Source organism: Serratia sp. PF-27 (assembly GCF_030053255.1).
GTDB classification, from domain to species: domain Bacteria; phylum Pseudomonadota; class Gammaproteobacteria; order Enterobacterales; family Enterobacteriaceae; genus Serratia; species Serratia bockelmannii.
This window is the reverse complement of sequence record NZ_JASGBT010000019.1, coordinates 130840-155092: the sequence shown is the minus strand read 5'-3', so window position 1 is coordinate 155092 and position 24253 is coordinate 130840. Positions and strand designations below refer to the sequence as shown.

24 protein-coding genes, 1 tRNA gene and 1 other RNA gene (1 of these 26 cut by a window edge) are annotated in these 24253 nt (G+C 57.6%); 11 read left to right on the top strand and 15 right to left on the bottom strand.

The genetic code is table 11. From position 1 onward, the window contains the following. The 8 genes from QMZ29_RS12350 to QMZ29_RS12315 form a co-directional block, all read right to left on the bottom strand. Positions 1-11, bottom strand: a non-coding RNA gene (locus QMZ29_RS12350) — RtT sRNA (it extends 119 nt beyond the left edge of the window). Positions 12-110: 99 nt separating this feature from the next. Continuing rightward, a tRNA-Pro gene (locus tag QMZ29_RS12345) sits at positions 111-187 on the bottom strand. 120 nt (positions 188-307) lie between these two features. Beyond that, positions 308-1639, bottom strand: a complete 1332-nt coding sequence (locus QMZ29_RS12340; protein ID WP_261426273.1) for an MFS transporter — start codon at positions 1637-1639, stop codon at positions 308-310. A gap of 95 nt (positions 1640-1734) precedes the next feature. Then, positions 1735-3279: a signal transduction histidine-protein kinase/phosphatase UhpB gene (gene uhpB / locus QMZ29_RS12335; RefSeq protein ID WP_043142285.1), complete on the bottom strand. Its 1545-nt coding sequence runs from the start codon at positions 3277-3279 to the stop codon at positions 1735-1737. Continuing rightward, positions 3276-3866, bottom strand: coding sequence for a response regulator transcription factor UhpA (gene uhpA, locus QMZ29_RS12330; RefSeq protein ID WP_019452588.1), 591 nt, complete (start codon positions 3864-3866; stop codon positions 3276-3278). Before uhpA ends, uhpB begins: the two co-directional genes overlap by 4 nt. A 123-nt stretch (positions 3867-3989) precedes the next feature. Next, entirely contained in the window at positions 3990-5684 is a 1695-nt protein-coding gene (gene eptB, locus QMZ29_RS12325; protein ID WP_060434831.1) for a kdo(2)-lipid A phosphoethanolamine 7''-transferase, read from the bottom strand. Positions 5685-5909: 225 nt separating this feature from the next. Beyond that, complete coding sequence (locus tag QMZ29_RS12320) at positions 5910-6335, bottom strand: organic hydroperoxide resistance protein (RefSeq protein WP_004934114.1); 426 nt, start codon at positions 6333-6335, stop codon at positions 5910-5912. A gap of 160 nt (positions 6336-6495) precedes the next feature. Next, positions 6496-6960, bottom strand: a complete 465-nt coding sequence (locus QMZ29_RS12315; RefSeq protein ID WP_049209001.1) for a MarR family winged helix-turn-helix transcriptional regulator — start codon at positions 6958-6960, stop codon at positions 6496-6498. A 96-nt stretch (positions 6961-7056) separates the two neighbouring features. On the opposite strand from QMZ29_RS12315, the gene QMZ29_RS12310 reads away from it, so the two are divergent. Then, entirely contained in the window at positions 7057-7656 is a 600-nt protein-coding gene (locus QMZ29_RS12310; RefSeq protein ID WP_025304829.1) for an HD domain-containing protein, read from the top strand. Here QMZ29_RS12310 and QMZ29_RS12305 read toward each other — a convergent pair whose 3' ends face one another. From QMZ29_RS12305 to QMZ29_RS12290, 4 genes are all read right to left on the bottom strand, one after another. Beyond that, entirely contained in the window at positions 7657-9027 is a 1371-nt protein-coding gene (locus tag QMZ29_RS12305) for a carbohydrate porin (RefSeq protein WP_373408032.1), read from the bottom strand. 151 nt (positions 9028-9178) lie between these two features. Then, positions 9179-10582 carry a glycoside hydrolase family 1 protein gene (locus tag QMZ29_RS12300; protein ID WP_025304827.1) on the bottom strand — a complete coding sequence of 468 codons (1404 nt, stop codon included), beginning with the start codon at positions 10580-10582 and terminating at the stop codon, positions 9179-9181. Positions 10583-10596: 14 nt separating this feature from the next. Beyond that, positions 10597-12459, bottom strand: coding sequence for a PTS beta-glucoside transporter subunit IIABC (bglF, locus tag QMZ29_RS12295; protein ID WP_043142315.1), 1863 nt, complete (start codon positions 12457-12459; stop codon positions 10597-10599). Between the two features lie 260 nt (positions 12460-12719). After that, on the bottom strand, positions 12720-13478 hold the full coding sequence (locus QMZ29_RS12290) for an SDR family NAD(P)-dependent oxidoreductase (protein WP_043142316.1): 759 nt from the start codon (positions 13476-13478) through the stop codon (positions 12720-12722). 114 nt (positions 13479-13592) lie between these two features. Between QMZ29_RS12290 and QMZ29_RS12285 the strand changes: the two genes are divergently transcribed. Together QMZ29_RS12285 and QMZ29_RS12280 are read left to right on the top strand one after the other, a co-directional pair. Beyond that, complete coding sequence (locus QMZ29_RS12285; RefSeq protein WP_043142318.1) at positions 13593-14456, top strand: LysR family transcriptional regulator; 864 nt, start codon at positions 13593-13595, stop codon at positions 14454-14456. Positions 14457-14549: 93 nt separating this feature from the next. Further along, complete coding sequence (locus tag QMZ29_RS12280; RefSeq protein ID WP_043142321.1) at positions 14550-15299, top strand: NAD-dependent epimerase/dehydratase family protein; 750 nt, start codon at positions 14550-14552, stop codon at positions 15297-15299. A gap of 32 nt (positions 15300-15331) precedes the next feature. On the opposite strand, the gene QMZ29_RS12275 is transcribed toward QMZ29_RS12280, so the two are convergent. After that, positions 15332-16498, bottom strand: coding sequence for an MFS transporter (locus QMZ29_RS12275; RefSeq protein WP_149570503.1), 1167 nt, complete (start codon positions 16496-16498; stop codon positions 15332-15334). 379 nt (positions 16499-16877) lie between these two features. Between QMZ29_RS12275 and QMZ29_RS12270 the strand changes: the two genes are divergently transcribed. After that, entirely contained in the window at positions 16878-17978 is a 1101-nt protein-coding gene (locus QMZ29_RS12270; RefSeq protein WP_025304821.1) for an alkene reductase, read from the top strand. Positions 17979-18009: 31 nt separating this feature from the next. Here the strand turns inward: QMZ29_RS12270 and QMZ29_RS12265 are convergent, their stop codons facing one another. Then, complete coding sequence (locus QMZ29_RS12265) at positions 18010-18753, bottom strand: nucleotidyltransferase domain-containing protein (protein WP_149570502.1); 744 nt, start codon at positions 18751-18753, stop codon at positions 18010-18012. A gap of 1 nt (position 18754) precedes the next feature. Next, entirely contained in the window at positions 18755-19267 is a 513-nt protein-coding gene (locus tag QMZ29_RS12260) for an Mpo1 family 2-hydroxy fatty acid dioxygenase (RefSeq protein ID WP_049205736.1), read from the bottom strand. Positions 19268-19677: 410 nt separating this feature from the next. Here QMZ29_RS12260 and QMZ29_RS12255 point away from each other — a divergent pair, with 410 nt between their 5' ends. The 7 genes from QMZ29_RS12255 to QMZ29_RS12225 all read left to right on the top strand — a co-directional run bounded on the left by QMZ29_RS12255 (position 19678) and on the right by QMZ29_RS12225 (position 24234). Next, a complete protein-coding gene (locus QMZ29_RS12255) occupies positions 19678-20403 on the top strand; it encodes a winged helix-turn-helix domain-containing protein (protein ID WP_049205755.1) in 726 nt (241 codons plus the stop codon). Continuing rightward, a complete protein-coding gene (locus QMZ29_RS12250) occupies positions 20393-20857 on the top strand; it encodes a hypothetical protein (RefSeq protein WP_154618046.1) in 465 nt (154 codons plus the stop codon). The genes QMZ29_RS12255 and QMZ29_RS12250 overlap by 11 nt, the downstream gene beginning before the upstream one ends. A gap of 145 nt (positions 20858-21002) precedes the next feature. Further along, positions 21003-21233 carry a Flp family type IVb pilin gene (locus QMZ29_RS12245; protein WP_049205753.1) on the top strand — a complete coding sequence of 77 codons (231 nt, stop codon included), beginning with the start codon at positions 21003-21005 and terminating at the stop codon, positions 21231-21233. Next, complete coding sequence (locus QMZ29_RS12240; RefSeq protein WP_080440187.1) at positions 21182-21733, top strand: A24 family peptidase; 552 nt, start codon at positions 21182-21184, stop codon at positions 21731-21733. Before QMZ29_RS12245 ends, QMZ29_RS12240 begins: the two co-directional genes overlap by 52 nt. A gap of 12 nt (positions 21734-21745) precedes the next feature. Then, complete coding sequence (locus QMZ29_RS12235) at positions 21746-22705, top strand: hypothetical protein (RefSeq protein WP_060448365.1); 960 nt, start codon at positions 21746-21748, stop codon at positions 22703-22705. Next, positions 22686-23957 (top strand): type II and III secretion system protein family protein, encoded by a 1272-nt coding sequence (locus QMZ29_RS12230; protein ID WP_142105465.1) that lies wholly within the window; start codon positions 22686-22688, stop codon positions 23955-23957. The genes QMZ29_RS12235 and QMZ29_RS12230 overlap by 20 nt, the downstream gene beginning before the upstream one ends. Continuing rightward, positions 23944-24234 (top strand): hypothetical protein, encoded by a 291-nt coding sequence (locus QMZ29_RS12225; RefSeq protein ID WP_261426289.1) that lies wholly within the window; start codon positions 23944-23946, stop codon positions 24232-24234. Before QMZ29_RS12230 ends, QMZ29_RS12225 begins: the two co-directional genes overlap by 14 nt. The last annotated feature ends 19 nt before the right edge of the window (positions 24235-24253 follow it).

Genomic DNA, 24253 nt, shown 5'->3' with positions numbered 1-24253 from the left:
TAAAGCAACGTTGTCTCGCTTCGCGAGGCTCGAACCTCCTGCGGAGGTACTCATCCTCATAAACTACGGGCGAAAAAAAACCTGCTTTAAAAAGCAGGTTTTTCGAATGGTGGTCGGCGAGAGAGGATTCGAACCTCCGACCCACTGGTCCCAAACCAGTTGCGCTACCAAGCTGCGCTACTCGCCGATGCGGGGCGCATCTTACTGCTGGCGGTTATAGGCGTCAATCACTTTTTTTCGCCTGCATTTCAAGTGGTGATAAAAGCGCCATAATGCGCTGCGCCGGGGGCTGCGCAGCAAATTTTACTCAGGCCTTGGCCGGTTTCAGCGCCGGCGTCTGCGCACGCAGGAACGGCAGCAGGAACAGCGCCGACAGGCAGGCGGCGATAGAAATCACCACGAAGAAGCCGTTCCAGTGCCAGACTTCCATCACTCGCGCAATCGGGTAGCCGGACAGCGCTGCACCCAGGTAGGCGAACAGGCCGACGAAACCGGTCGCCGCGCCCGCCGCATCCTTGTGCGAGCACTCCGCCGCCGCCATGCCGATCAGCATCTGCGGGCCGAAGATGAAGAAGCCGATGGCGAAGAAGCAGCAGGCCTGCAGCAGGTAGGTCACGCCCGGCATCAGCCACAGCGCCGCCACCGACAGGAAGATACCGATGGCGAAAATCAGGTTCATCGGGCCGCGGTTGCCGCGGAACAGCTTGTCGGAGCCCCAACCGGCCACCAGTGAACCGATAAAACCGCCCACTTCAAACAGCGAGATGGCCGAGTTGGCGGTCATCAGCGAATAGCCCTTTTCCTGCGTCAGATAGAGGTTGCCCCAGTCGTTGATCGCGGTGCGCACGATGTACACCAGCACGTAAGAGACCGCCAACAGCCAGATGTACTTGTTGGTCAGCACGTAGCGTTTGATGATCTCGCGATTGCTCAGCCCCTGGCCTTCCGATTCCTGCACCAGCTCCATGGCGTCGTTACGCCATTTGCCGACGCTCGGCAGCCCCAGGGTGGATGGCTTGTCGCGCAAGCGCCAGCACATCAGCAGGCCAAGCACCACGCCGATGATACCGGGAATGATCATGCCGTAACGCCAGCTGAAGTGCAGCGAGATAAAGCCAACCAGCAGCGGGATCAGCGCCCCACCGACGTTGTGCGAGGTGTTCCAGATCGCCCACCAGCCACCGCGCTCGGAGCGCGAATACCAGCTGGTGAGGATTTTGGAGCACGGCGGCCAGCCCCAGCCCTGGAAGAAGGCGTTGAGGATCCACAGCGTGCCCAGCATCAGCAGCGACGAGCTGAGGCCGAAGAAGATATTCAGCACCCCGGTCATGATCAGGCCCAACCCCATAAAGTAACGCGGGTTGGAGCGATCGCTGATCATGCCGGAAATGAATTTCGAGCAGCCGTAGGTGATGTAGAACAGCGTGCCGAGGATACCGACGTCGGACATCGTCAGACCCAGATCGCTCAGCATCGCCGGCATGATGAAGTTGAAGCTTTTGCGCGTGAAGTAAAACGCAGCGTAGCCGATGTACATGGTGCACATCAGCTGGATGCGCCAGTATTTGTAGCTGGCGTCGATCTGCCGTTGATCGGTGACCTGCGGCGCGTCCGAGCGGCTTTTAAGGAAAGACCACATGTGGAACCTCAGAGGATTGAATAAAGTGCCGCTATGATGCTCCCCGCGCGCGCGGGAGGCTTACGCCGGATTCCCGACGCAGTTAGGAGTTTTTCCTAGTTTTGCGCTTGCTCCGGTGAAACTGTGGGCAAGATCACACTCAAACAGGCGCCCCGCTCCGAGGTGAGCCGCAGGCTGCCGCCGAGGGCGCTGATGCGCTCCTGCATGCCGCGCAGGCCATACCCCGGCTGATGGTTTTCCGCCTCGAAGCCCACGCCGTTGTCGCGGATGGTCAGGGCGATCAGCGGCGCGGCGCCTTTGCGCGGCTGCAGGCGTGCGTCCAGCTCCAGGCGGCTGGCGCCGGCGTGGCGGCACACATTGGTCACCCCTTCCTGGCACACCCGGTACAGCGTGATTTTCAGCGTTTCATCCAGCAGCTCGTCCGGTACCTGCCACTGCAGGCTGCTCACCAGTGACGCGTCCTGCGGCAGCGATTCCCGCAGCATCGCCGCCACCGCCGCCGACAGCGGCAGGTTGTTCAGCGCCGCCGGCCACAGCTGGGTCAGCACGTCGTGCACCCCGTCGTAGACCCGCAGCGCCAACGCATCGATGGTGTCGGCGCAGCCGATCACCGCCGGTTCCGGCGCCAGGCGTTTGACGATGCTGGCTTGGGTGCGGATCACGGTGATGGTCTGCCCCACTTCATCGTGCAGCTCGCGCGCCACCTCGCGCCGGGTTTGCTCCTCCGCCGTCACCAGCGCCCGCGCCAGCTGGCGGTTCTCCGCCAGCCGCAGCCGCAGCTGTTGATTCAGTTCGCGCTGGCGCTGAATGCCGGCGCCCAGCAGCAGCCCGGTCAGGCTTTGAGCCAGCAGCGACAGCAGCAGATCGCGGTGCGACTCCGGCTGCGGCGGCTCGTTGACCATCAGCGCCACGCCGTTGAGCAGCGTCGCCAACAACGCGCCCTGCCAGCCATAGCGATAAGACATGAACACGATAGGAATGGCCAGGCAGAACGGTGCGAAACGCCGCAGCTCGGCGGCGTTCACCTGCTGCTGCAGCCAGATGCTGAATGCAAACAGCAGCAGATAGCTGGCCAGGTGGCCCAGACGCAGCTCCACCGGCTTGTGGATCAGCCCCGGCTCCAGCGGCACCCAGATTTGGCGTGCCAGATAGTGCCACAACAGCAGGCAGGTCGGCGCGATGGTGAAACCGCCGGTCAGGCCGAGCAGCAGCGCACGGGCGCCTTCGCCGCTCACCAGCTGCCACACCAGCGCCTGCAGCAAGGCGGCGGCGGTGACCACCGCACCCTGCAACAGCGGCCATCGCCATTCGCTGTCGCTCTGCTGATGGCGCAACAGCCACGGCGAGGCCAGCAGGCTGAGCAGCACCGTCAGCACCAGCACCGCCACCGACGCCCACAGCGCCGGGCCGTAACCGAACTGGTCCGCCAGTAGCGCCATCAGCAGCAGGTCGGCCAGCAGGATCCCCGGCCAGAAACGGTACGGGCTCTGCAGCAAAATGCCCATGCGCAGGCCGAACGGGAACAGCAGCAGCGCCTGCCAGGGCGGGTCGATCAGCGCGGTGCCGATGCCCCACAGGCAAAACGCGCTGGCGGCATAGATGAAGAACAGCGCCAACTGGGTGATCAGGCGCTGCGTCACAGGTTCAGCATCCGTCTGGCCAGCTCGACGTTATTGTTGATGCCCAGCTTGGCGAACAGGTTGGCGCGATGCACATGCACCGTCTTCGGCGACAGCCCCAAGGCGGCGGCGATCTCGCGCACCTCCTGGCCCTGCGCCAGCAATAGCGCGATCTCGCGCTCGCGGCGGGTCAATGGATCCACCTTCACCCGCGCCAACTGCTGCGCGATTTCCGGCATCAGGTAGACGCCGCCGCCGGCGACGGTGCGCACCGCGGTGATCAGATCTTCCGGTTTGCAACGCTTGGAGAGGAAACCGCTGGCGCCGCGTTCCAGCGCCATTTCCACCAGCGCCGGGTTATCGTGCATCGACAGCATCACCACGCGGATGCCGGAGGGAATGTCCGCCAGCAGATCCAGCCCGCTGCCGTCCGGCATCGAAATGTCGCAAATGCAGATTTCCGCCTCTAGCCCCGGCAGGCCGGCGCGCGCCTGCGCCGCGCTGCTGAACTCGCCCACCACCTGAATATCGGCCTCCAGCGACAGCAGCTGCACAAAGCCCGAACGCACAATGTCATGATCGTCGATAAACGCCACGCGCAGGGTCATGGAAATCTCCGGTTAGAAGGGGAAGTGCGCAAGTATACCGTATGCACACACCGGAATAATTGATGAAGAGAATGTATTGGGTGAAATTACCGGGTGCGCAAGACAGGCACCCGGCGGGAGAGGTTACAGGCGGGCAGGCGCCGTTTTATCCTGCGGCAGATGGCACCAGTTGTTTTTATCCACGATGCCGCCATCGGGAGACGTGTAGCCGAGGCAGCCGAGGATGGTGTCGAACAGCTCGACGTGGCGATGCGTTTTGCCGATGCGCTGCTGCGCCTGCAGCTGCTCAAAGGCGCTGAGGTGCTGCGGGTTTTCGAGGAACTTGTCCGACGCCCACACGATCATCGGCACGCGGAATTGCTCCGGCGGCGCCATTTCGCGCGGCGTGCCGTGCAGGTGCGTATTCTCACCGATCGATTCGCCGTGATCGGCGGCATAGAACACGATGGCCTTCTTGTCCCGCACCTGGTCGATCACATTACTGATAAAGCTGTCGGTATACAGCACCGTATTGTCGAAGGCGTTGATCAACTGGGCCTTGGTGCACGAATCATCCACCCCCATGCACTCCGGCTGATAGCGCGCATAGCTGCGCGGATAGCGCTGCGAGTACAGGTAGTGCGAGCCTTTGGTATGCAGGATCACCAGGTGTTTGCCCTTCGGATAACGCGCCAGCGACTCCTTCATTTCGTCCACCAGCAGCATATCGTCGACCGCCTTACCGTCGTTGCGCTTCTCGGACGCGATCATCTCGCGGAACGAATAGTTGTTCACCTCGGTGTTGTTGTAGAACCACACCTCGCTCTGCATGGCGAACAGCTCGGAAGAGAAGCCCAGATCCTTCAGCACCGCGAACACGTTCTGCTCTTTCAGCGTGCGCTGCGGGTTGTCTTCGGTGCCGCCTTCGCGCACGAACATGCAGCGCAGCGACAGCTTGGTAGCGGTGTCACACGACTCGCCGCGGAACGCCACCAGATTCTTCTCTTTAGACAGCCGCGGCGTGGTATCACGCTCATAGCCCAGCATGCCCATGTGATCCCAGCGCGTGGTCTCACCGATGATGAACACCACGTAGGTATCGTCGATATCCGCCGGTGGTACATAAGTGAAGTGTTTGCCCGGATCGAACATCGTGCTCTGGTCCTGGCTTTCGTCATAGCGGGTGTAGGCAAACAGCCCCAGCGCCGACAGCCAGTTGGACGGCAGATACGAGTGCGCTACCACGCCGCCGTAGCTCGGCAGATCGACGTTGGAGAGCTTCTCTTGCACGCTTTGCTCATCGTCCAGCATGCGCAGCGGCAGCCAGACCAACGCCACCACCGCCAGCAACACCATCAGCGGTTTGATGCGATGGCCGGGGGTTTTCAGCTGTTCGATCAGGGTGTAACGCAGGCTGTTTTTCCAGATCAGCAGCAGCGGCAAGGCGCTGAGCGCCACCATCCACAGCACAAAGTGCAGGCCAACCACCTCTTTCGACAGATCGATGTCGGTGGTCATCACCGACACCACGATGCCGTAGCCAATCACCACGTTGAAAAACGTCATGTAGTAGCTGGCAGCCACCGAAATCAACACCAGCAGCGAGGCGACGATGCGATAAAACAGCCGGCCGCCGAGCGATACCAGCCGCATGATGAAGAATGTGAACAGGACGATAGCGATGACTTCCGTCACCGCCGAAATAAGCTTAATCCCCTGAATGCCATGCGCCAACGAATCAAAACGGCGATAGAAAACGGACAGGTTGAGAAAGATGCCGATATAGATCGCTAACAATAACGATAAATTCTGCTGCGATAGCGATTTAACTTTGTTCATGTAACGCGGTGGCTCCGGGGGCGGTGTAGCGGTTCTGACTCAGTCAGACACTGATTGCGGCTTCTGGTTCAGCCAACCGGCAATAAGCGTTATTTTGCGGGTAATAATCAAGAGAATTCTCACAAAACGGACAAAATTTACCGTTTTTTTGAACGATTTTCAGGCAGGGCACGCAAGAAAATGGAGGGACAAACCCTCCATTTTTTCCATATTTCGGCAAAAATCTTACTTAACGTTCAGAGTCACATCGATATTTCCACGGGTAGCGTTGGAGTATGGGCACACCACGTGCGCCTTTTTCACCAGATCTTCCGCCACGCTGCGCTCGATGCCCGGCAGCGAGATATCCAGCTGCACTTCGATGCCGAAGCCGTTCGGGATCTCACCGATGCCGACGGTGCCGTCGATCTTGGCTTCGGCCGGGATTTTGACCTTTTCCTTCGCCGCGACAAACTTCAACGCGCCGAGGAAACAGGCCGAGTAACCGGCAGCGAACAGCTGCTCGGGATTGGTAACTTCGCCGCCGGCGCCGCCCATCTCTTTCGGCACGCCCAATTTCACGTCCAACACGCCGTCGGAGGAGGTCGCACGGCCGTCGCGGCCGCCGGTTGCGGTGGCGTGAGCGCGGTAAACCACTTTCTCAATAGACATCGTTCATTCCTTCTTGCTGGTTGGCGAGATGACTACGGCTTCCACGAGGTAAAGCCGGTCACATATTTATCTTTTGCGATTAAATCGCGCACTACTTATTTTTGACACTTATTAACCAGTGTAGACCACCCGTGCCGTTCTTGCGTCCGGCGGCGGTGGGTCAAATCTGATCGATCAGGCTGCCGCGCAGCTTTTCCAGCTGCTGTTTGAGCGAGACGATCTCGTCCAGGCTGCAGTCGGTAGCGCACATCACCGCCTCGGGCACCGATTGCGCCCGCTCGCGCAGCGCGCGGCCGGCTTCGGTGAGTGCGATGATCACCTGCCGCTCGTCGGCGGTGGCGCGATAGCGCACCAGCAAACCGGCGGTTTCCAGCCGCTTCAGCAGCGGCGTCAGCGTGGCGGAATCGAGGAACAGCCGCTCACCGATATCCGATACCGTCACCCGATCGCGTTCCCACAGCACCATCATCACCAGGTATTGCGGGTAGGTGAGTTCGAGCTGACTCAACAGCTTGCGGTAGACTTTGTGCAGCGCCAGGTTGGCGGAGTACAGCGCGAAACAGAGCTGCTGATCGAGCTGTAGCAGGTTCTTCGCCTTGGGTTGTTCGGTATCGGTGCTTTTCATGTGTACGAATATAGATAGCGCACGATGTAATCGCAAGCTATTTCTTGTGAGGTATGCTACCTTTTTTTATGCAGAGGATGCTCGGAGGGAAAGGAAATGACGAACACGCTTGTAGAACGCGCGCGCCGCTACGCCACCAAGGCGCATGCGGCCATCGATCAGCGCCGCAAATACACCGACGATCCGTATATCGTCCACCCGCAGGCGGTGATGGAGCTGGTGCGCAGCGTGCCGCACACCGAAGAGATGCTGGCGGCCGCCTGGCTGCATGATACGGTGGAAGACACGCCCACCACCCTCGGCGACATCGACAGCCACTTTGGGCCAAAAGTGGCGGAACTGGTGCGGATGTTGACCAACGTCAGCCACGCCGAGGACGGCAACCGCTTCGAGCGTAAAAACCGCGATCGGCGCCACAGCGCCGGCGCGTCGCCGCAGGCCAAAACCATCAAGCTGGCGGATCTGATCGACAACACCCGCTCGCTGCTGGACTACGACAGCCACTTCGCCCAGACCTACCTGATCGAGAAACAGCGCCTGCTGGAGGTGCTGACCGAAGGCGACCCGACGCTGTGGCGCCAGGCCAGCCATATCGTTGAACAGGGGCTGCTCAGGTTGCAGCAGCCACCGCACAACGTGCCGGCCAGCTGGTTCGAACACGCCCGCCGGCGCTACCGCGAGAGCGACGCGGCCTGATCAGAAGGTCACCACCGTTTTCAACGCCGTCACCCAGGCATCCTGCGTCTCGCTGACGCCCGCCGGGTGATGCCAGTACTGCAGGCCCGGCTGCAGCTGTAGCCACGGCGTGACGTTAACGCGGTAATACAGCTCCGCCGTCACCGAGTGGCCCGGCACTGGCCGGTAGTTCGGATCGTGATAATCACTGATGCCGCTCATCTGGTTGAGATACCGCTGATTGTCTTTATAGCGGTCGCTCAGTTTCACCACCGAGACGCCGAGCCCCAGCCAGTCGTCCGGCCGCGCATCGAACAGCCCGCGATAGCGAATGCCGGTCGAGGTAGACCAGTGCAGGTAGTTACTGCGCTGATCTCCCAGCCCCAGGCTGTAGAACACGCTCAGGCCGCGGTTGACGTCATCCGCATGGCGCGTCACCTGCTGGTTGAAACCGGTATACAGGAACCAGGTGCGATCGTGGTTGCGATAGCCCTGCGGATCGCTGGCGCCCGGCCCGCCGGACACCCCTTCATAAAGATCGCTCTGGCGCGCGTTGGTGAACAGCACGCCCAGGTTATACACCCCCGGCAGCTGGTTGACGGCGTGGGTTTTCAGCTCCAGCTCCATCGGCAACAGGAAGCCTTTGCTGCCCTTGGTGGACCAACTCCAGGCGTGGCTGCGGCTGGGGGCGCTCGGGTTCTGCTCCATCACCCCGCCCTTGAGCGTCAGGCCATCGGTCAGTTTGTACTGCAGCGTGGTTCCCCAGTAATGCACGTTCCAGTTGTACCAGGTCAACGAGTTGGCGGACTTGCCGCCGCACAGCGTCAGCGTCTGAAAATCGCAGGGGATGATCTGATCGAAATCCTGCACCTTGTTCATCATGCCGATGCGCCACTGCAGCCGGCTGTCGAGGAAAGAACGGCTGAAGGTCAACCAACCCAGCCGGGTAATCGACTGTCCGCCATAGCTCTCCTGCGACAGATCGGTCAGGCCGACGCGCGGATCCTGCAGCCGATCGCGGGTCAGGTTGTTGTCATGGTTGCGGTTGACGATATTGCCTTCGATCGCCGCGTCCGGAATGCCGGTCAGCGCCTGCAGATCCTGGCTGAAGGTCAGCGAAAATTGGTCGATATACGACGCCTGTTTATCGTGGTTGTAACCGCCGCCGGCGTTATACGACAGCTGGCTGAGGTAGCCGAGGTTATAGTGGAAGCCATGATCCTCCAGGATCGGCCTGATCCCCAGCATATCCCCCAACAGCCCAGGCTGCGGCGGTTCAAAACCGAGCGCCACCCCTTCCCATTTAGCGGTGGGGGCTTCAACGTCCTTGCCGGTTTGCAGCGTTTCCGCCTGCGCCTGGCTGCACCACAGCGCCAGCGCCGCCAGGGTCATGGAACGAGGTAATAAGCTTTTCATCATTATTATATTTCTCCGCATAACGGCTGACTGCGGGCAACAGCATTCCCTGGGAGAGAATTTCCCATCATGAACAGCAGCGAATAACGTTAGGTTAACGCCCGGCGCTTGCCGCCGGGCTGAAGGGTTACCGTCGGTCTTTCAGACTGGCGCCATTGCTGTGGATCACATCGCGGTACCAGTAGAAACTCTTCTTGCGGCGGCGCTCGAGGCTGCCGTTGCCGGCATCGTCTCTGTCGACGTGAATGAAGCCGTAGCGCTTCGACATTTCGGCCTTCGAGGCGCTGACCAGATCGATCGGCCCCCAGCTGGTGTAGCCCATCACCTCGACGCCGTCGTCGATGGCTTCCGCCACCTGCACCAGATGGTCATTGAGGTAGTTGATGCGGTAGTCGTCGTTGATACTGCCGTCCGCCTCGACGCGGTCTTTGGCGCCCAGCCCGTTCTCGACGATGAACAGCGGCTTCTGATAGCGGTCGTACAGCACGTTGAGCAGGTAGCGTAGCCCGATCGGGTCGATTTGCCACCCCCACTCCGAGCTGGCCAGGTGCGGGTTCGGCACCATATCGAGAATGTTGCCGCGCGCCGTCTCGTACTGCTCCGGGTCGGCGGTGACGCAGCCGCTCATGTAATAGCTGAACGAGATGAAGTCGATGGTTTCGCGCAGCGTTTGCCGATCTTCCTCGGTGATCGTCACCTGAATGCCGTTTTCACGGAAAAAGCGCTGCATATAGGCCGGGTAATAGCCGCGCGCCTGCACGTCGCCGAAGAACAGCCAGTCGCGGTTTTGCCGCTGGGTTTCCAGCAGATCTTCCGGCTTGCAGCTCAGCGGGTACAGAATGCCGCCCAGCAGCATGTTGCCGATTTGGCCCTCCGGCACGATCTCGTGACAGGCCTTCACCGCTTTGGCGCTGGCCACCAACTGATGGTGGATCGCCTGATAGACGGCGCTCTTGTCGCTCTCCTGCGGCAGGCCAACCCCGGTGAAGGGCGCGTGCAGCGACATGTTGATTTCGTTGAAGGTCAGCCAGCGTTTGACCTTGTGCTTATAACGTTCGAATACGGTGCGCGCATAGCGCTCGAAGAAATCGATGGTGCGCCGATCACCCCAGCCGCCGTAGCGCTTCACCAGACCGTAAGGCATCTCATAGTGCGACAGCGTGATCAGCGGCTGAATGCCGTATTTCGCCATCTCGTCGAATAGCCGATCGTAAAACGCCAGCCCGGCTTCGTTCGGCGTCTCTTCGTCGCCCTGTGGAAAAATGCGCGTCCAGGCGATCGAGGTGCGCAGGCACTTGAAGCCCATTTCGGCGAACAGCGCGATGTCCTCCGGATAACGATGATAGAAATCGATCGCCACGTCCTTGATGCCGCTGTCGCCCGCCATGCGCGGCGTAATCGCGCCGAAGATGCCCTGCGGCTGCAGATCGGAGGTCGACAGCCCCTTGCCGTCAGCCTGATACGCGCCTTCTACCTGGTTCGCCGCTACCGCGCCGCCCCACAGAAAATGTTGCGGAAACTTGCCGTTCATCGCTTGCTCCTCAATTAACGTAATAAAGTCAGCAGCGGCGCCTGTTCCTGCACCGGAGACAGGCCGCTGGTCAACACGTCCACGTAGTCATCGCTGTTGCTGATGATGATCGGCGTGGTGGTGTCATAGCCGGCGGCATGGATCGCCGCCTGGTCGAACTCGATCAGCAGATCGCCCGGGGCGACCCGCTCGCCTTCCCGCACGTGGGCGGTGAAATGCGCCCCGTCGAGCTTCACGGTATCGATGCCGACGTGGATAAGAATCTCCGCGCCGTCGTCCGATTCGATGCCGATGGCGTGTTTGGTTTTGAACAGCGACGCCACGCTGCCGCTGACCGGCGCCACTACGCGCCCCTGCTGCGGCGCAATCGCCACCCCTTTCCCCAGCAGGCCGCTGGCGAAGGTCGCGTCGTTCACCTGATCCAGCGGCACGATATCGCCGGCGATCGGGCTGAGAATGACCTGTTTGCGGTTAAGCGGCGCGGCGGCTTCAGGCTGTACCGTCTCTTCCGCCGGTGCGACGCCGAACAGATAGCTGGCCAGCGCGGCGAACACGAACGACAGCAGGGTGCCGCCGATCGCGCCCCATACCGTGGCGTCGATGCCGCCGCCGGGGATAATCTGCGCAAAGGTGAATACGCTCACCAGGCCGAACGAGTAGACCGAGGTATGGAAGTAGCCAATCACCGCACCGCCCAGCGCGCCGCCGATGCAGCCGAAGATGAATGGGCGTTTGTTCGGCAGCGTGACGCCGTACACCGCCGGTTCGGTGATGCCGAAGATCCCGGCGCCGATGGCTGAAGCGGACAGCGCCCGCAGCTTGGCGTCGCGGGTGCGCAGCATCACGCCCAGCGTGGCGCCGACCTGCCCCATCACCGCCGGCAACAGCAGCGGCACCATGGTGTCGCGCCCCAGCACACTCAGGTTGTTGATCATCAACGGCACCAGCCCCCAATGCAGGCCGAAGATCACGCACACCTGCCACATCGCCCCCATAAAGGCGCCGGCGATGATCGGGTTAAAGGCGTAAATGCTCTGATAGCCGTTGGCCAGCAGGTGGCTGAGCCAGGTTGCCGCCGGGCCGATCAGCAGGAAGGTCAAGGGAACGGTGATCGCCAGGCACAGCAGCGGCGTGATGAAATTGCGCAGCGCGCTGTGGATCACCCGGTTAAACAACGGCTCCAGGCGGCAGGACACCCAGGCCGCAAAGATGATAGGGATCACCGACGAGCTGTAGTTGATAAAAGTCAGCGGAATGCCGAAGAAATATTCGCGCACCGCGCCCGGCTGCTGCGCCGCTTCGAACGCCGCCATCATCAGCGGATGCGTCAATGCGCCGCCGATCGCCATGGTGACGAAGGGGTTGCCGCCGAATTTTTTCCCGGCGGTGTAGCCGAGCATGATCGGGAAGAAGTAGAACAGCGAGTCGCTGGCGGCGAACAGCATTTTGAAGGTGCCACCGCTCTCCAGCAGCCAGCCGCAGGCCAGGCTCAGCGCCAGGAAGCCTTTCAGGATCCCCGAAGCGGCCATCACCCCGAGCAGCGGGGTAAAAATGCCGGACACCAGATCGATAAAGCGGCTGAGCAGGTTGTCTTTTTTACCGCCCGCGTCGTCGCTCGGCGCGCCCTCGGCCAATCCGCCGACCCGATTGACCGCGTCGAACACCTCCGCCACGTGGTTGCCCACCACCACCTGGAACTGGCCGCCGCTCTCCACCACCATGATGACGCCCGGGTTTTTCTTCAGCGCTGCCGCGTTGGCACGATTGTCGTCGCGCAGCTTGAAACGCAGGCGGGTGGCGCAGTGCACCAAGCTTTTCACATTGTCGCGGCCACCGACGCCGGCCAAAATCTCACTGGCTAATGTGTCATATTTCATACGGTTATCCTTAGACTTCGCGTTCTGCCGCTCCCCTCCCCGCACTGGCCTGGCGCCGGGGCGAAATGCGGCGCAAAAAAAAACCTAAACCTCGCGGCCTCTGTCCCATCGGGGAACAGAAACGCGAGGTTTAGGTTTTGCCTGCCGCAGCAGTAACAACCCTAAATCGGTTGAGCTATGACGTTAACACCGTGGATTTTGCCGGGGCAAGGCTTTGCGCCGGCAAATTGCCGAACTGTGATCGCGAGGGCAAAACGGCCTCAATGCGCGAAATAATGCATGCCGCCATCTACCGGGATCACCGCACCGGTGATATATCGCGCGAGCGGGGAACAAAGAAACGCCGCCAGATAGGCCATATCTTCCGGTTCGCCGAAGTAGCCAATCGGGATATGTTGCGCAATGAACGCCCGGCGCGCTTCATCGCAAGCGTATAAGCGCTCGCGGATCTGTTCACTGTTGATGCGCCCCGGCTGTAACGTATTGACGGTAATCCCCTGCGCAGCCACGTCGCTGGCCAATCCTTTGGCCCACAGATGCAGCGCGCCCTTGGCGGCGCTGGCGGCGCTCAGGCTGCGCGGCTCCATCGATCCGCTGATATTGATCACCCGGCCCCAGCCTTGCGCCTGCATGGCCGGCAACAGCGCCTGAGTCAACCGCCGGGCCGGTGTGAAGTTCAAAGCAAAGGCGTCATCCCAGCTGCGATCGCTGTCGTTCAGCGTCGTGGGGTGAAACGCACCGACCGCGTTGATCAGAATATCGACTGTCCCCGCCTGGCGCAGCGCCTGCGCCGCCAGCTGGGTTATCGCGTCGGGGTCGGTCACGTCTGCAACGGCTACCCACGGGCGCACCGCCCCTTGCCGTTCAACCTCATCCGCCAGCGCCTGCAGCCGATCACCGCGTCGTGCGGTAGCCACCACCTTGACCCCTTGAGCAGCCAATACCCTGACCATGCCGGCACCGATCCCTTCGCTGGCGCCCGTGACCAATGCCGTACGGTGTTGCAACTGTAGATTCATAAGAAAACCTAACCTAATTTTTCGGTTTTAAAGGGAACGTTCACACATTGAATCACGGCGCGCTCTGTGTGAATATTCCTGAAAATTACGTCGATACCGTGCAGGAATTCACTGATGTTTGACTGGCAGGATTTAAAACACTTCGTGGCGCTGGCGCGTACCGGTTCCTTGTCGGCGGCAGCGCGGGAGCTGGGTTGCGATCACGCCACCGTCGGGCGACGCGTAGCGGCGCTGGAACAGGCGCTCGGCCTGCGTTTGATCGTGCGTCGGCCACGCAGCACGCCCTTGACCCAGGACGGGCAGGCGATTGCCGGGCTGGCGGCGGAGATCGAGGCGCAAAGCCAGGCTATTGCCCGCCATGCGCGCAGCGCCGGCGCAACGCCACAGGCCGGGGTGCGCATCAGTGCGCCGCCGTCGATCGCCGCGCATATTCTCGCGCCGCGCATTGCCGCATTTAACCAGGCTTTTCCACAGATCGTCGTCACGCTGTCGGGTGAATCGGCGCTCGCCGAGCTGGATCGCGGCGAAGCCGACATCGCCGTGCGCATGGTGCGCCCACAGCAACCGGAGCTGTTGACGCAGCGCATCGGCATGATGCGCTACGCGCTGTATGCCGCACCGGAGCACGCGGCTCTGCCCGACGCGGCGCGCCGCTTTCTCGCCTATGACCATCACTATCGGCAGCAGCCGCATCAGCAATGGTTGGTGCAGCTGTTGCAGGGGCGTCCGGTGGTCTTTCAGGCCAGCGATCTGTTTTCACTGCAACAGGCGGCGCGTTCAGGGCTGGGCGCCGCCGTTTTGCCGACGTTCGTCGCCGATGGCGATCCGGATCTGGTCGCATTGCCAACGGCCAACGCCGCGCCAACGCGTGAGCTTTGGCTGGTGACGTATCCCGATTTAGCGCGCACCGCAGCCGTGCGTGCGGTGATGAATTTCCTGGTCGAAACGCTCGGCACAACGTGCCCATTACCGGCATAAAGCATCAGAATGACTAATATAAATACTGGACAAAAGTCACGCAGGGGATTATTACTGGTCAACGCTTAATCGAGAGTAGGGATGGCAGTCACCATGGTGTTGCGTACTGATGTAGGACGGATTCTGATCACCGGCGCCGGCGGCCGGGTAGCCACGGCGTTTCGTCAGGCGATGGGCGATCGCTACCCGCTACGGTTGGCGGAACGGGATGTCAGCCTGCTGCGCGATCGGCAGCCCGGCGACGAAGTCATCAGCTTCAACATCGCCGATCTCGACGCCTGCCGCGCGGCCTGCGCCAATATCGACACCGTGTTGCATCTGGCGGCCGATCCCTCCCCCGATGCCGACTTCTGCGGTTCGTTGATGGACAACAACATTCTGGGCACCTTCAATATCTTCCGCGCGGCGAAAGACGCCGGCTGCCGCCGGGTGGTGTTCGCCAGCAGCGCGCAGGCGGTGGAAGGCTATCCGCTCGACTATCAAATCCGCCCGGATGACGCACCAAAGCCGAAAAACCTGTACGGCGCCAGCAAGGCCTTCGGCGAAGGCATCGCCGCCTACTTCGCCCATCAGGAAGGGCTTTCCGCCCTGTCGGTGCGCATCGCCAACTTCACCACCCTGAGCCGGGGCGAACAGCTTAGCGCCCGCGACATGAGCGCTTTTCTCAGCCATCGCGACGCCGCCGATCTGCTGGAGCGCTGCATTCGTGTCGAAGGGGTGCAATATGCGGTGGTGCACGGGGTTTCCAACAACCGCTACAAACGTTTATCGCTGGAAGAGACCCGACGCCTGCTCGGCTACGCCCCGCAGGACGATGCGTTCAGCCTGCTGGGCTTTGAGTGAGCGCGGCGGGGAACCCCGCCGCACGTTATCGTTTAACCGTTGACGTAGGCCACTTTTTCGGCCTGACGGTGGGTGAACAGCACCAGCAGCAACGCCAATCCGGCAATAATTGCGCCCATCACCGGCACGAAGCTGTATCCCAGCCCGGCGGAGACGACCGCGCCACCGGCGGCGGCGCCCAGCGCATTGCCCAGGTTAAAGGCACCGATGTTGACCGAGGACGACAGGCCCGGCGCTTCGCTGGCGACACGCATCACGCGCATCTGCAGCGGCGGCACCACGGCAAAGGTCGCCGCGCCCCAAATCACCATGCTGACTGCCGCGCCGATTTCACTGCGCGCCAGGAACGGGATCACCAGCATAATGACCACCAACAGCAGCAAGAAGCCCTTCAGCGTCGCGCTCTCGGAACGGTCGGCGAATTTGCCGCCCAGGTAGTTGCCGATGGAGAAACCGACGCCGATCAACACCAGCATGGACGTCACGAACAGCGGCGTCGCATCGGTGATGTGCTGCAATACCGGCGAGATATAGGTATAGAGCGTGAACATCGCGCCCGCGCCCAGCACGGTCGTCAGCAAGGCGGACAGCACCTGCGGGCGTACCAATACCGACAGTTCGCGCTTCACATCCGGGCGCGCGCCGGCGCTGCCTTTCGGCAACGAGAACCACAGCCCCAACATGGCGATCACCCCTAACCCTGCGGTGGCCAGGAACGACATACGCCAGCCGATGGTTTCACCCAGCCAGGTCGCGGCAGGCACCCCGCCGATATTGGCGATGGTCAACCCCATAAACATGGTCGCCACGGCGCTGGCCTGTTTCTCCTTCGGCACCACGCTGGCGGCCACCACGGAACCGAGGCCAAAGAACGCGCCGTGGTTCAGGCTGGTGATGATGCGCGACAGCATCAGGGTGGTGTAGTCAGGCGCAATGGCCGACAGCACGTTACCCAGGGTAAAGATCGCCATCAGGAAGATCAGCGCGCTTCTGCGCGCCCGGTGCGAGAGCAGCAGCGTCATCAGCGGTGCACCGACCATCACGCCAACGGCGTAGGCGCTGATCAACATGCCGGCCATCGGGATGGAGACATCCACCCCTTTGGCGATCGTCGGCAGCAACCCCATCGGGGAAAACTCGGTCGTGCCGATGCCGAACGCCCCCACCGCCAGGGCTAATAAGGGAAAGTTAATTTTCATTCAACAACTCCGGTTAACCGCTGCCGAAGCGCGGGAAAGTTAAGATGCCAAAAGTATGACATTGATCACACCAAAGATAAGCAGGCAGGAGGCTAAAAGACTTTTGCGATTTTGTTAAAAATCGTGGGGAAAAACAGCCGCCGACTCTATCTCAGCAATGCGCCGACAAGCAATAGCCGCCGTCGCCCGAGCGCACATCGGGTTCATTCTCACCACCTGTGCAAGCCGCCATACCGGCCCATCGGCGGCTGCCGCAACTATTGAACACAGAGCAAAAGTGTTTTGTTATTGTGCGCGTTTTTAGAATTAAACGACGAAATATAATGGCCTCAGTAAAACATCAATGCCCTACGACCTAATTCACATAGAGGGAAGCGCCATGCTTTTTGACTCGTATTCTTTAAACGGTTTATCGCTGAACAATCGCATCGTCATGCCGCCAATGACCCGCTCTCGGGCCGGCGCCGGCGACGTCGCCACCGACATGATGGCTGAATATTATGCCCAGCGCGCCAGCGCCGGGCTGATCGTCAGTGAAGGCACGCAGATCAGCCAGCAGGGCCAGGGTTATGCCTGGACACCCGGCATTTACTCCCCGGAACACATCGCCGGTTGGAAAAAAGTGACCGACGCCGTACATCAGGCCGGCGGCAAGATCTTCGCGCAGCTTTGGCACGTCGGCCGCGTGTCGCATACCATTTTACAGCCTGGCCACGCCGCGCCGGTCTCCTCCTCCGCCATCCAGGCCGACGGGGTCAAGGTGTTCGTGGATGTCGAAGGTCGCGGGCCGGAACATGGCGTGGGTGAAATGGTGCAGCACTCCGCACCGCGCGCCTTAACGCGGGAAGAAATTCCGGCGATCGTTAACGACTACGCTCAAGCGGCACGCAACGCTATCGCCGCCGGTTTCGACGGCGTAGAGCTGCACGGTGCGAATGGTTATCTGATCAATCAGTTTATCGACTCGCGGGAAAACCAGCGCGACGACGAATACGGCGGTTCACTGCAAAATCGCCTGCGTTTCCTGCGGGAAGTCGCGCAGGCGGTAGCGGACGCCATCGGCAAAGAGAAACTGGGCGTGCGCCTGGCGCCGCTGACCACCCTGATGGGCTCGCAGGACGATACCCCGGAAGCCACCTATCTGGCAGCGGCCAGCGTGCTGAACGATATCGGCGCCGCTTACATTCACATCGCCGAAGCGGACTGGGATGATGCCCCGGTGATGCCGGCAGCGTTCAAAGAATCGCTGCGCCTGATTTTCCGCGGCACGCTGATTTACTCGGGCAAATACACGCGTGAACGCGCTGAAGAAGCGCTGGCCAAAGGCTGGGCGGATCTGATCGGCTTCGGTCGCCCGTTCATCGCCAACCCGGATCTGCCCCACCGCCTGCAACACGGGCTGGCGCTGAATGCGCCAATCAAAGAGAAATTCTTCGGCGGCAGCCGGGAAGGCTACACCGATTACCCGACGGTCGGGTAACGATTGCCGACAACGCCGGCTCAAGCCGGCGTTATTTTTTCTGTGCTTCGATCCAGTCGAGAAATCGCATCATTCTGTCGCTAAAATCCGCGTCATTCGCCTCTCCCACCGCGTGCGCTAACCAATAGTCCATTTCATCTCGCTGCTCTACATAAAGCGCCAACAGCTGTTCGGCATAGTCGGTTAACGTTATCGGCCAGAACGGGCTTCCCTCGGCGCGCAGCATATTGGTGGCTCGGATCAGTTTTCTGGCCGCTTCGCGCTTTAAGCGCCTCTCATCCGATACCGTCCTGGCCTGCAGCAGTTGCTCCCGATAACGCGCCAATACGCGGGGCAAATCGGCATTGACCGCCAACGCGATGCGCCGATCGGGCTGAAACAGCGGAAAAGCGGCGGACAGGTCTTCGCCCCACAGGCAGCGGCAGTGATGCTTCAGCCAAAATCCCCAGGAATCGTGATGCTCCGGCGCCAACGCCTCATCAACGCTGCCGATATCAAAGTCGACCTTGCTCACGATCCGCTGCTCCAGCTGAAAGGCTTGCCGCCATGCCTCAAGGCGCTGTAACGCCTCACTATCGGCTGGCTTGTTGAGCAACAGCGTGATGTCCAGATCGGACACGCCGGGAAGGGCTTCGCCACGCGCGACGCTGCCGTAGAGGTAAATGCTGTGGATGAGTGCCGGGAATTGGCGTGGCAGCCCCGCCGTCAGCGCTTCCAGCAGCGGGATAAAAGCCCGCTGCAGCGGAAATGCCGCCACCGTGGGAATCAGCGCCACCTCATGCCCTCCCGTTGCGCACTTTGCCCGAGCGCATTTCGATGTTCCGCTGCAGTTCGCGCAGCCCGCCGGCCAGGAAGCAAGCTTCCGCCAGCACGAACAGCGGGCCGATGATCAGGCCCGTCACGTCGTCCATAAACGCCGGTTTTCGTCCCTCCCAGAAATGCCCGACAAACTGAAACAGCCAGCCGATGACGAAGCCGCCGATGCCGACGCTCAGCCACGCCGCCGTCGACAGCGACGCCACCCAGGCGCCGACCCCGAGGCACAGCAGCAGCAACGCCAACATCATGACGCCAAGGCGCAGGCTCAGCCGCAGGTAATAGAGAGCCGAAACGATAACCACCGCGCAGGCCGGCGAGAACGGCAGCCACCCCGCACCCCATGCCGGCCGGGAGAGCAGCGTCAGCAGGCTGACGACGATCAGGGGGATGCCGATAAAGTGCGTGACGATATTGCGCGCATCACGATGATAGGCGGCGTAAGCGGCAAGTTGATCTTCCAGACTTCGCATGTTGACCTCCGGTATGTACGGCCTTCGTCGCCGAACGCGCGCAGCCGCATGCGGCTGCCCTTACCCATAGCTTAGCGCGGGATCACCAATACCGGTTGGCCAATCTCATCCAGCAGGCCGCGCCTATCTGCCAGAATTATAGAAAGCAATAGAGGTAGATGGATAATATAAAATATAAAATAAAACATCCAAAAACACTAACAAGAAAAAATATCCTCTAAGATAAAACACACCGCCCGCCTTGTTTTATCTTAAAAAAAATATTATTTATAATAATAATAAAATTAAAATTAAAAACATATCAAACATACCGATTAATATAAAATAAAATATAAATAAAAAAACTTAAATTAGTATTTACAATAAAAAACAGGATTGTATTATAAGAAGTCACAGTCAAGGAAGGTGTCATGATGATCGTTTATTACCGGGAAAGAATGGCTATTTTAATACCAGAAAACAATCAGCAGATTATTTTAAGGAATAAAGAATTGAAGCTATGGCATTTTCTTATTGAACAAAGCCCTAATGTATCATCAAGAAAAGATCTCGGTATACATATATGGGAAGGGCGTTATGTGACAGATTTCGCCATCAACCAAACGATAAATTCATTGAGAAGAAAGATTGGTGATGCATCACGTGAAATTATCATTACCGTTCCTAAAAAAGGGTATACGATTAATGCAGAGAAGGTCATCATTAAAGTTGATGATGAAACCGAGTTAATACCCAATACGAGCACTGGCACAGCGGAACTGGGGAGCAATTCGGATAATGATTCAAAACATAAAGAAGAGATATCTCCTCACCGATTTAAGAAGACTCGTGAGGTTCACGAAACTGCATCAGAAAAAGCGACATCCAAACGTGATAAAGTGAAAAGAAGCATGCTGATGATAGCCGTATTGATATGCAGCTATATTATAGGCGTTTGGTTTTCCGTAAAAATAAATGAAGATAAAAATGAAGAAACCTTATACCTTGATGGATACAGGATTCACTCTACTGGCGATCGCATAGAATACGTTCACGGTGAAAAAAAAACCGTTTGTTATCGAATGAAGAGCAATATAAATGACAATAAAAAAAGAGACTACCTTACAGAAATCACGACTTGTAAAAATGAAGGTTAAGGGATTATTTTTAATTGCTTGCATATTACTTTTCATCTGTGGAACTCTAAGTTATAAACAATATATTTTAGAATCAATGAGCAATAGTTACCATGGGTTATTATTTCTGGACGGCGAAGAAAAAATAAAGCTAAACCTATACTTAAACAAAGATAGAGAAACCGCCTACATCAGATTGATTCAAAGTGATGGCAATCACTTACGTTATATCACTGCCGAAATGGAACTCAATGCATTGTTAACGCATTCAATAGCCACAGCAAAAGTGGATTGGCATGAGCGAAATATGACAGAGAGCGCATTCAGCTCCGACAGTCGCAATCGTCTGGTATCGGTTTTGTTGCACAAGAACAGCAAACAATATTTTTTGGTTATAAACAAGGATGACTTCTATATTCCAACAGGTAACAATGATATTAATGAACTGATTTTCCTCATTTTTCCTGATAAATGATGCAATTTTATATTTCATTATTAAATATGATATGACGTTTTTTTTATCACTGAGTAGGATACCCCCGGCCTAAACAACACGCTTCAATTAAAAGCGAGTTTTTAGCGTCATAACCATCCTACTAATATATTTAAAGGAATAAAAAATGTTGAAAAATGTAGCTCTGAAAGCGTATGTCTCTATGGCTTGCCGCAACGTCAAAAACGCAGAACAAAACGAGCGTGGCATCACCGCTATCGAATACGCCATCATCGGTGTAGCGATGGCCTCTGCCCTGTTCTTCATCTTTGACAAAGGCGGATTCATTGAATCCCTGAGCGCGGCATGGAACACCATGGCCACGAAGATCACTGCTTCAGGCAACATCCTGAAGTAATAGTAAACTTTCGTCATATAGCCTTCGACTCTTCGAGGGCTATATTTAAAACCTATATGTTCATAGCGATAATAATCATATCTTTATACATATCACTTAAAGATATCACAGAAAGAAGAATACCTAACGTAGCGCATTTTATGATACTTACGGTGGCATACTGCTATATTTTTTCCCACCCAGGCATTATTGGTGCGGGCCAAATTCTGATATGGCCGTTTGCCATGCTCTTGGTTGGTATCATTCTTTCGTCTTGCAACATACTGGGGTTTGGCGATACCAAACTGCTGTTCATCACCATGCTGGTGGTGCCGCCGGAACAATACGTTAACGTTATTTACCTGACTGTTTTTATGGGTGGCGTATGGGCAATCTTATGGACATATGCCCTGTCAAAAATTTCGCTGATCAAGCGCTATGATAAAGTAAGGAGCGGCGTACCCTACGCCATCCCTATTTTAATCAGTTTATGTACCTATACGTTTATCGGTGCAGTTTGATAAGGAGCATCTGTGCGCTTTAAATTTATTGCAATAGTCGCACTGCTAACCATGTTAGCCGGCGTAGTAGGTATATACAGCGATAAAGGCAACGAGGACGAGGAAAAGACTAAGAACCTCATAGTGAATAAAAGCCTTATCTATTATACCGCAAAGCATAATATTGATGTGGGTGCCATCGTCACCACGGATGACTTCACCGAGAAAGAGATAAAATATCCACCAGGCTCGCCCCCCGCCTGGCTAGACACGATTTTTGGCGAAAAGGACTTTCGCGGACTAATGGCGTCCGGCGGCGTGGCATATCAAAATATTGCCTCCGGCGAACGGGCCTCGAAAGATAACCTTGGCAACCTGTTGCAGAAAATCGATTCGAGCTATTCGATATTGCCTATTTCTGTCACCACCGCCAGCCTGAAGAACCCTAACATCGCGGACTTTGGTTTTATCGATCTGTTCCTGGTCTCCAATGATAACAAAGCCTACCGGGACGATCTTTATCAAAAATCGCGCAGCGATAACGGTACCACGGGGAAAGACTACAAGGACACGCGGGTCAAACAGTTCGCCAGCAAGGTGTGGTTCTTTATGGGCAACGGCAACCTCAATAAGCTGCAAAAGTTCGATCAGTCGGGGCTGGTTTCCAGCCTGATGAAAACAACCAGCGGGGAGAATTCGCTGGCGAATGAGGTGCACAGCAACCGGGCCGTCAGCGATGACAAGTCCTCAACGACCATCGTCTATGCCTACTTCAAGCCCGAGGACGTGGATAAAGTCATTCAGGCGCAAATTATGGGGATGTTCTTCATCACGCCCACCAAGGTTCACAATATCAATGAGGGCATCGCCAAAATAAATAACAGCACAAGAGAGATTACCCCGTCAGACATTGTCTCTGGGGCGCCAATTTCGGAAAGGCAAAGCCGCGTGGTTGAAATCAGGGGAGCGCAAAGTGAAATTCGTAAATATTAACAGGCTGGCGGTTTTTCTTATTGTGATGTTAACCGCCAGCTTTAACGCTGCGGCGCTCGACGTGGACATCAATAAAACGACCGATCTTGAGATTGACTTCAGCGTGAAGTCAATCGTCGTTGGCTCACCGGAAATTGCCGACTTCCGGGTGGTCGATGAGAACCACATCTATGTCTTCGGTAAAAAAAGCGGGCAAACCAATCTCTCCGTTAATGGTACCAACGGTGAGAGTCAAACGCTGCTGATCACCGTGAACGATCTGCAAAAGAAATCCGTCATGTTGAATACCTTGCTGATCAGCGAGGGGTTTAAAGACGTGAAGGTCATCGACATGAGCGACTCGCTGCTGGTCAGCGGCCCGGTATTTTCCACTGAAGATGGCGCACGGATCAAGTCGCTGATCGAAGAGTACGTGGATAGCGATCAGGTCAGGTACTCCTTAGTAACCCAAAAAAATCAGCAAATTAAGATCAGGGTTACGGTCGCGGAAGTCTCGAAGGACGTGACGGAAACCCTGGGCATTGACTGGGGGCGGGGCAAGATCAGCACCGGCGTGAGTAACGATCTGACTATCAACAACGGCATCTACAGCAGCCTGGTTAAGGGGTTTAACTTCGACTCTCTGGGCGTAGCCATCAACGCCCTGGCGAAAAACAGCCTGGCTAACGTGCTGACCACGCCAAGTATCACGGTCACCAACGGGAAGACCGCATCATTTCACGGCGGCGGGCAGATACCTATTTTTCAGCGCAGTGAAAATGGCTCAACGGTTGAATGGAAAAACTATGGCGTCATGCTGAACTTTGCACCGGTGATCAATTCGGACTCCTCGATTAGCATGGACGTGAGCGTCGAATCATCTCAGATCGGCGGGTACTATAAATATGAGAACACCGAGCTGCCGACGATTAACGTGCGTAACGTGAAGACCTCAGTACGAATGCGGGATGGAGAGAGCTTCGTCCTCGGCGGACTGATCGACAACAGCCAAACGCAATATGTTAATAAAGTTCCAGGATTTGCCGACATTCCAGTGCTGGGCGCCTTGTTCAAGTCAACCGGGTTCACATCTGGGCGCAGTGAATTAGTCATCTTCGCCACCGTTGAGTATGTCAAACCCGTAGAGAGAAACTACATCAAGCTCCCCTACGCCAAATTCTCCAGCCCGTGGGAGGTCTTTTTCGATCTCGGGCACAGTGATAACAGCATTACCGATGTCTTTGTCAAAGGAGCCGACTATGTCATTAACTAATTCGCTGCTCCTTATTTTTATCTGCCTGGGCTTAAACGGCTGCGCGTTCGAAAGGCAGCCCGACGAAAGAAAGGCGTATTACGTTAAGTTTGTCGGCAACCCCGACCGCACCAAGATGGCAAAGCTTGAAAACTTTGTTTTAAGCAAGAAAATCGGCTCCATCAGCAGCTTGGCGATTATTTATAGCGATAACCACTATGACCGTGCGATCAGGCTGCAAGAAGAAATACAGAAACAGTATGGCATTAATGCTGTATTGCAAGAGAGCGTGAACTAGCTTGACGCAAACTATATTG

Coding starts and splice junctions, on each gene's coding strand:
- QMZ29_RS12340 (WP_261426273.1), bottom strand. CDS start 1,639: ATGTGGTCTTTCCTTAAAAGCCGCTCGGACGCGCCGCAGGTCACCGAT.
- uhpA (WP_019452588.1), bottom strand. CDS start 3,866: ATGACCCTGCGCGTGGCGTTTATCGACGATCATGACATTGTGCGTTCG.
- eptB (WP_060434831.1), bottom strand. CDS start 5,684: ATGAACAAAGTTAAATCGCTATCGCAGCAGAATTTATCGTTATTGTTA.
- QMZ29_RS12320 (WP_004934114.1), bottom strand. CDS start 6,335: ATGTCTATTGAGAAAGTGGTTTACCGCGCTCACGCCACCGCAACCGGC.
- QMZ29_RS12315 (WP_049209001.1), bottom strand. CDS start 6,960: ATGAAAAGCACCGATACCGAACAACCCAAGGCGAAGAACCTGCTACAG.
- QMZ29_RS12310 (WP_025304829.1), top strand. CDS start 7,057: ATGACGAACACGCTTGTAGAACGCGCGCGCCGCTACGCCACCAAGGCG.
- QMZ29_RS12305 (WP_373408032.1), bottom strand. CDS start 9,027: ATGACCCTGGCGGCGCTGGCGCTGTGGTGCAGCCAGGCGCAGGCGGAA.
- QMZ29_RS12300 (WP_025304827.1), bottom strand. CDS start 10,582: ATGAACGGCAAGTTTCCGCAACATTTTCTGTGGGGCGGCGCGGTAGCG.
- bglF (WP_043142315.1), bottom strand. CDS start 12,459: ATGAAATATGACACATTAGCCAGTGAGATTTTGGCCGGCGTCGGTGGC.
- QMZ29_RS12290 (WP_043142316.1), bottom strand. CDS start 13,478: ATGAATCTACAGTTGCAACACCGTACGGCATTGGTCACGGGCGCCAGC.
- QMZ29_RS12285 (WP_043142318.1), top strand. CDS start 13,593: ATGTTTGACTGGCAGGATTTAAAACACTTCGTGGCGCTGGCGCGTACC.
- QMZ29_RS12280 (WP_043142321.1), top strand. CDS start 14,550: ATGGTGTTGCGTACTGATGTAGGACGGATTCTGATCACCGGCGCCGGC.
- QMZ29_RS12275 (WP_149570503.1), bottom strand. CDS start 16,498: ATGAAAATTAACTTTCCCTTATTAGCCCTGGCGGTGGGGGCGTTCGGC.
- QMZ29_RS12270 (WP_025304821.1), top strand. CDS start 16,878: ATGCTTTTTGACTCGTATTCTTTAAACGGTTTATCGCTGAACAATCGC.
- QMZ29_RS12260 (WP_049205736.1), bottom strand. CDS start 19,267: ATGCGAAGTCTGGAAGATCAACTTGCCGCTTACGCCGCCTATCATCGT.
- QMZ29_RS12255 (WP_049205755.1), top strand. CDS start 19,678: ATGATGATCGTTTATTACCGGGAAAGAATGGCTATTTTAATACCAGAA.
- QMZ29_RS12250 (WP_154618046.1), top strand. CDS start 20,393: ATGAAGGTTAAGGGATTATTTTTAATTGCTTGCATATTACTTTTCATC.
- QMZ29_RS12245 (WP_049205753.1), top strand. CDS start 21,003: ATGTTGAAAAATGTAGCTCTGAAAGCGTATGTCTCTATGGCTTGCCGC.
- QMZ29_RS12240 (WP_080440187.1), top strand. CDS start 21,182: ATGGAACACCATGGCCACGAAGATCACTGCTTCAGGCAACATCCTGAA.
- QMZ29_RS12225 (WP_261426289.1), top strand. CDS start 23,944: ATGTCATTAACTAATTCGCTGCTCCTTATTTTTATCTGCCTGGGCTTA.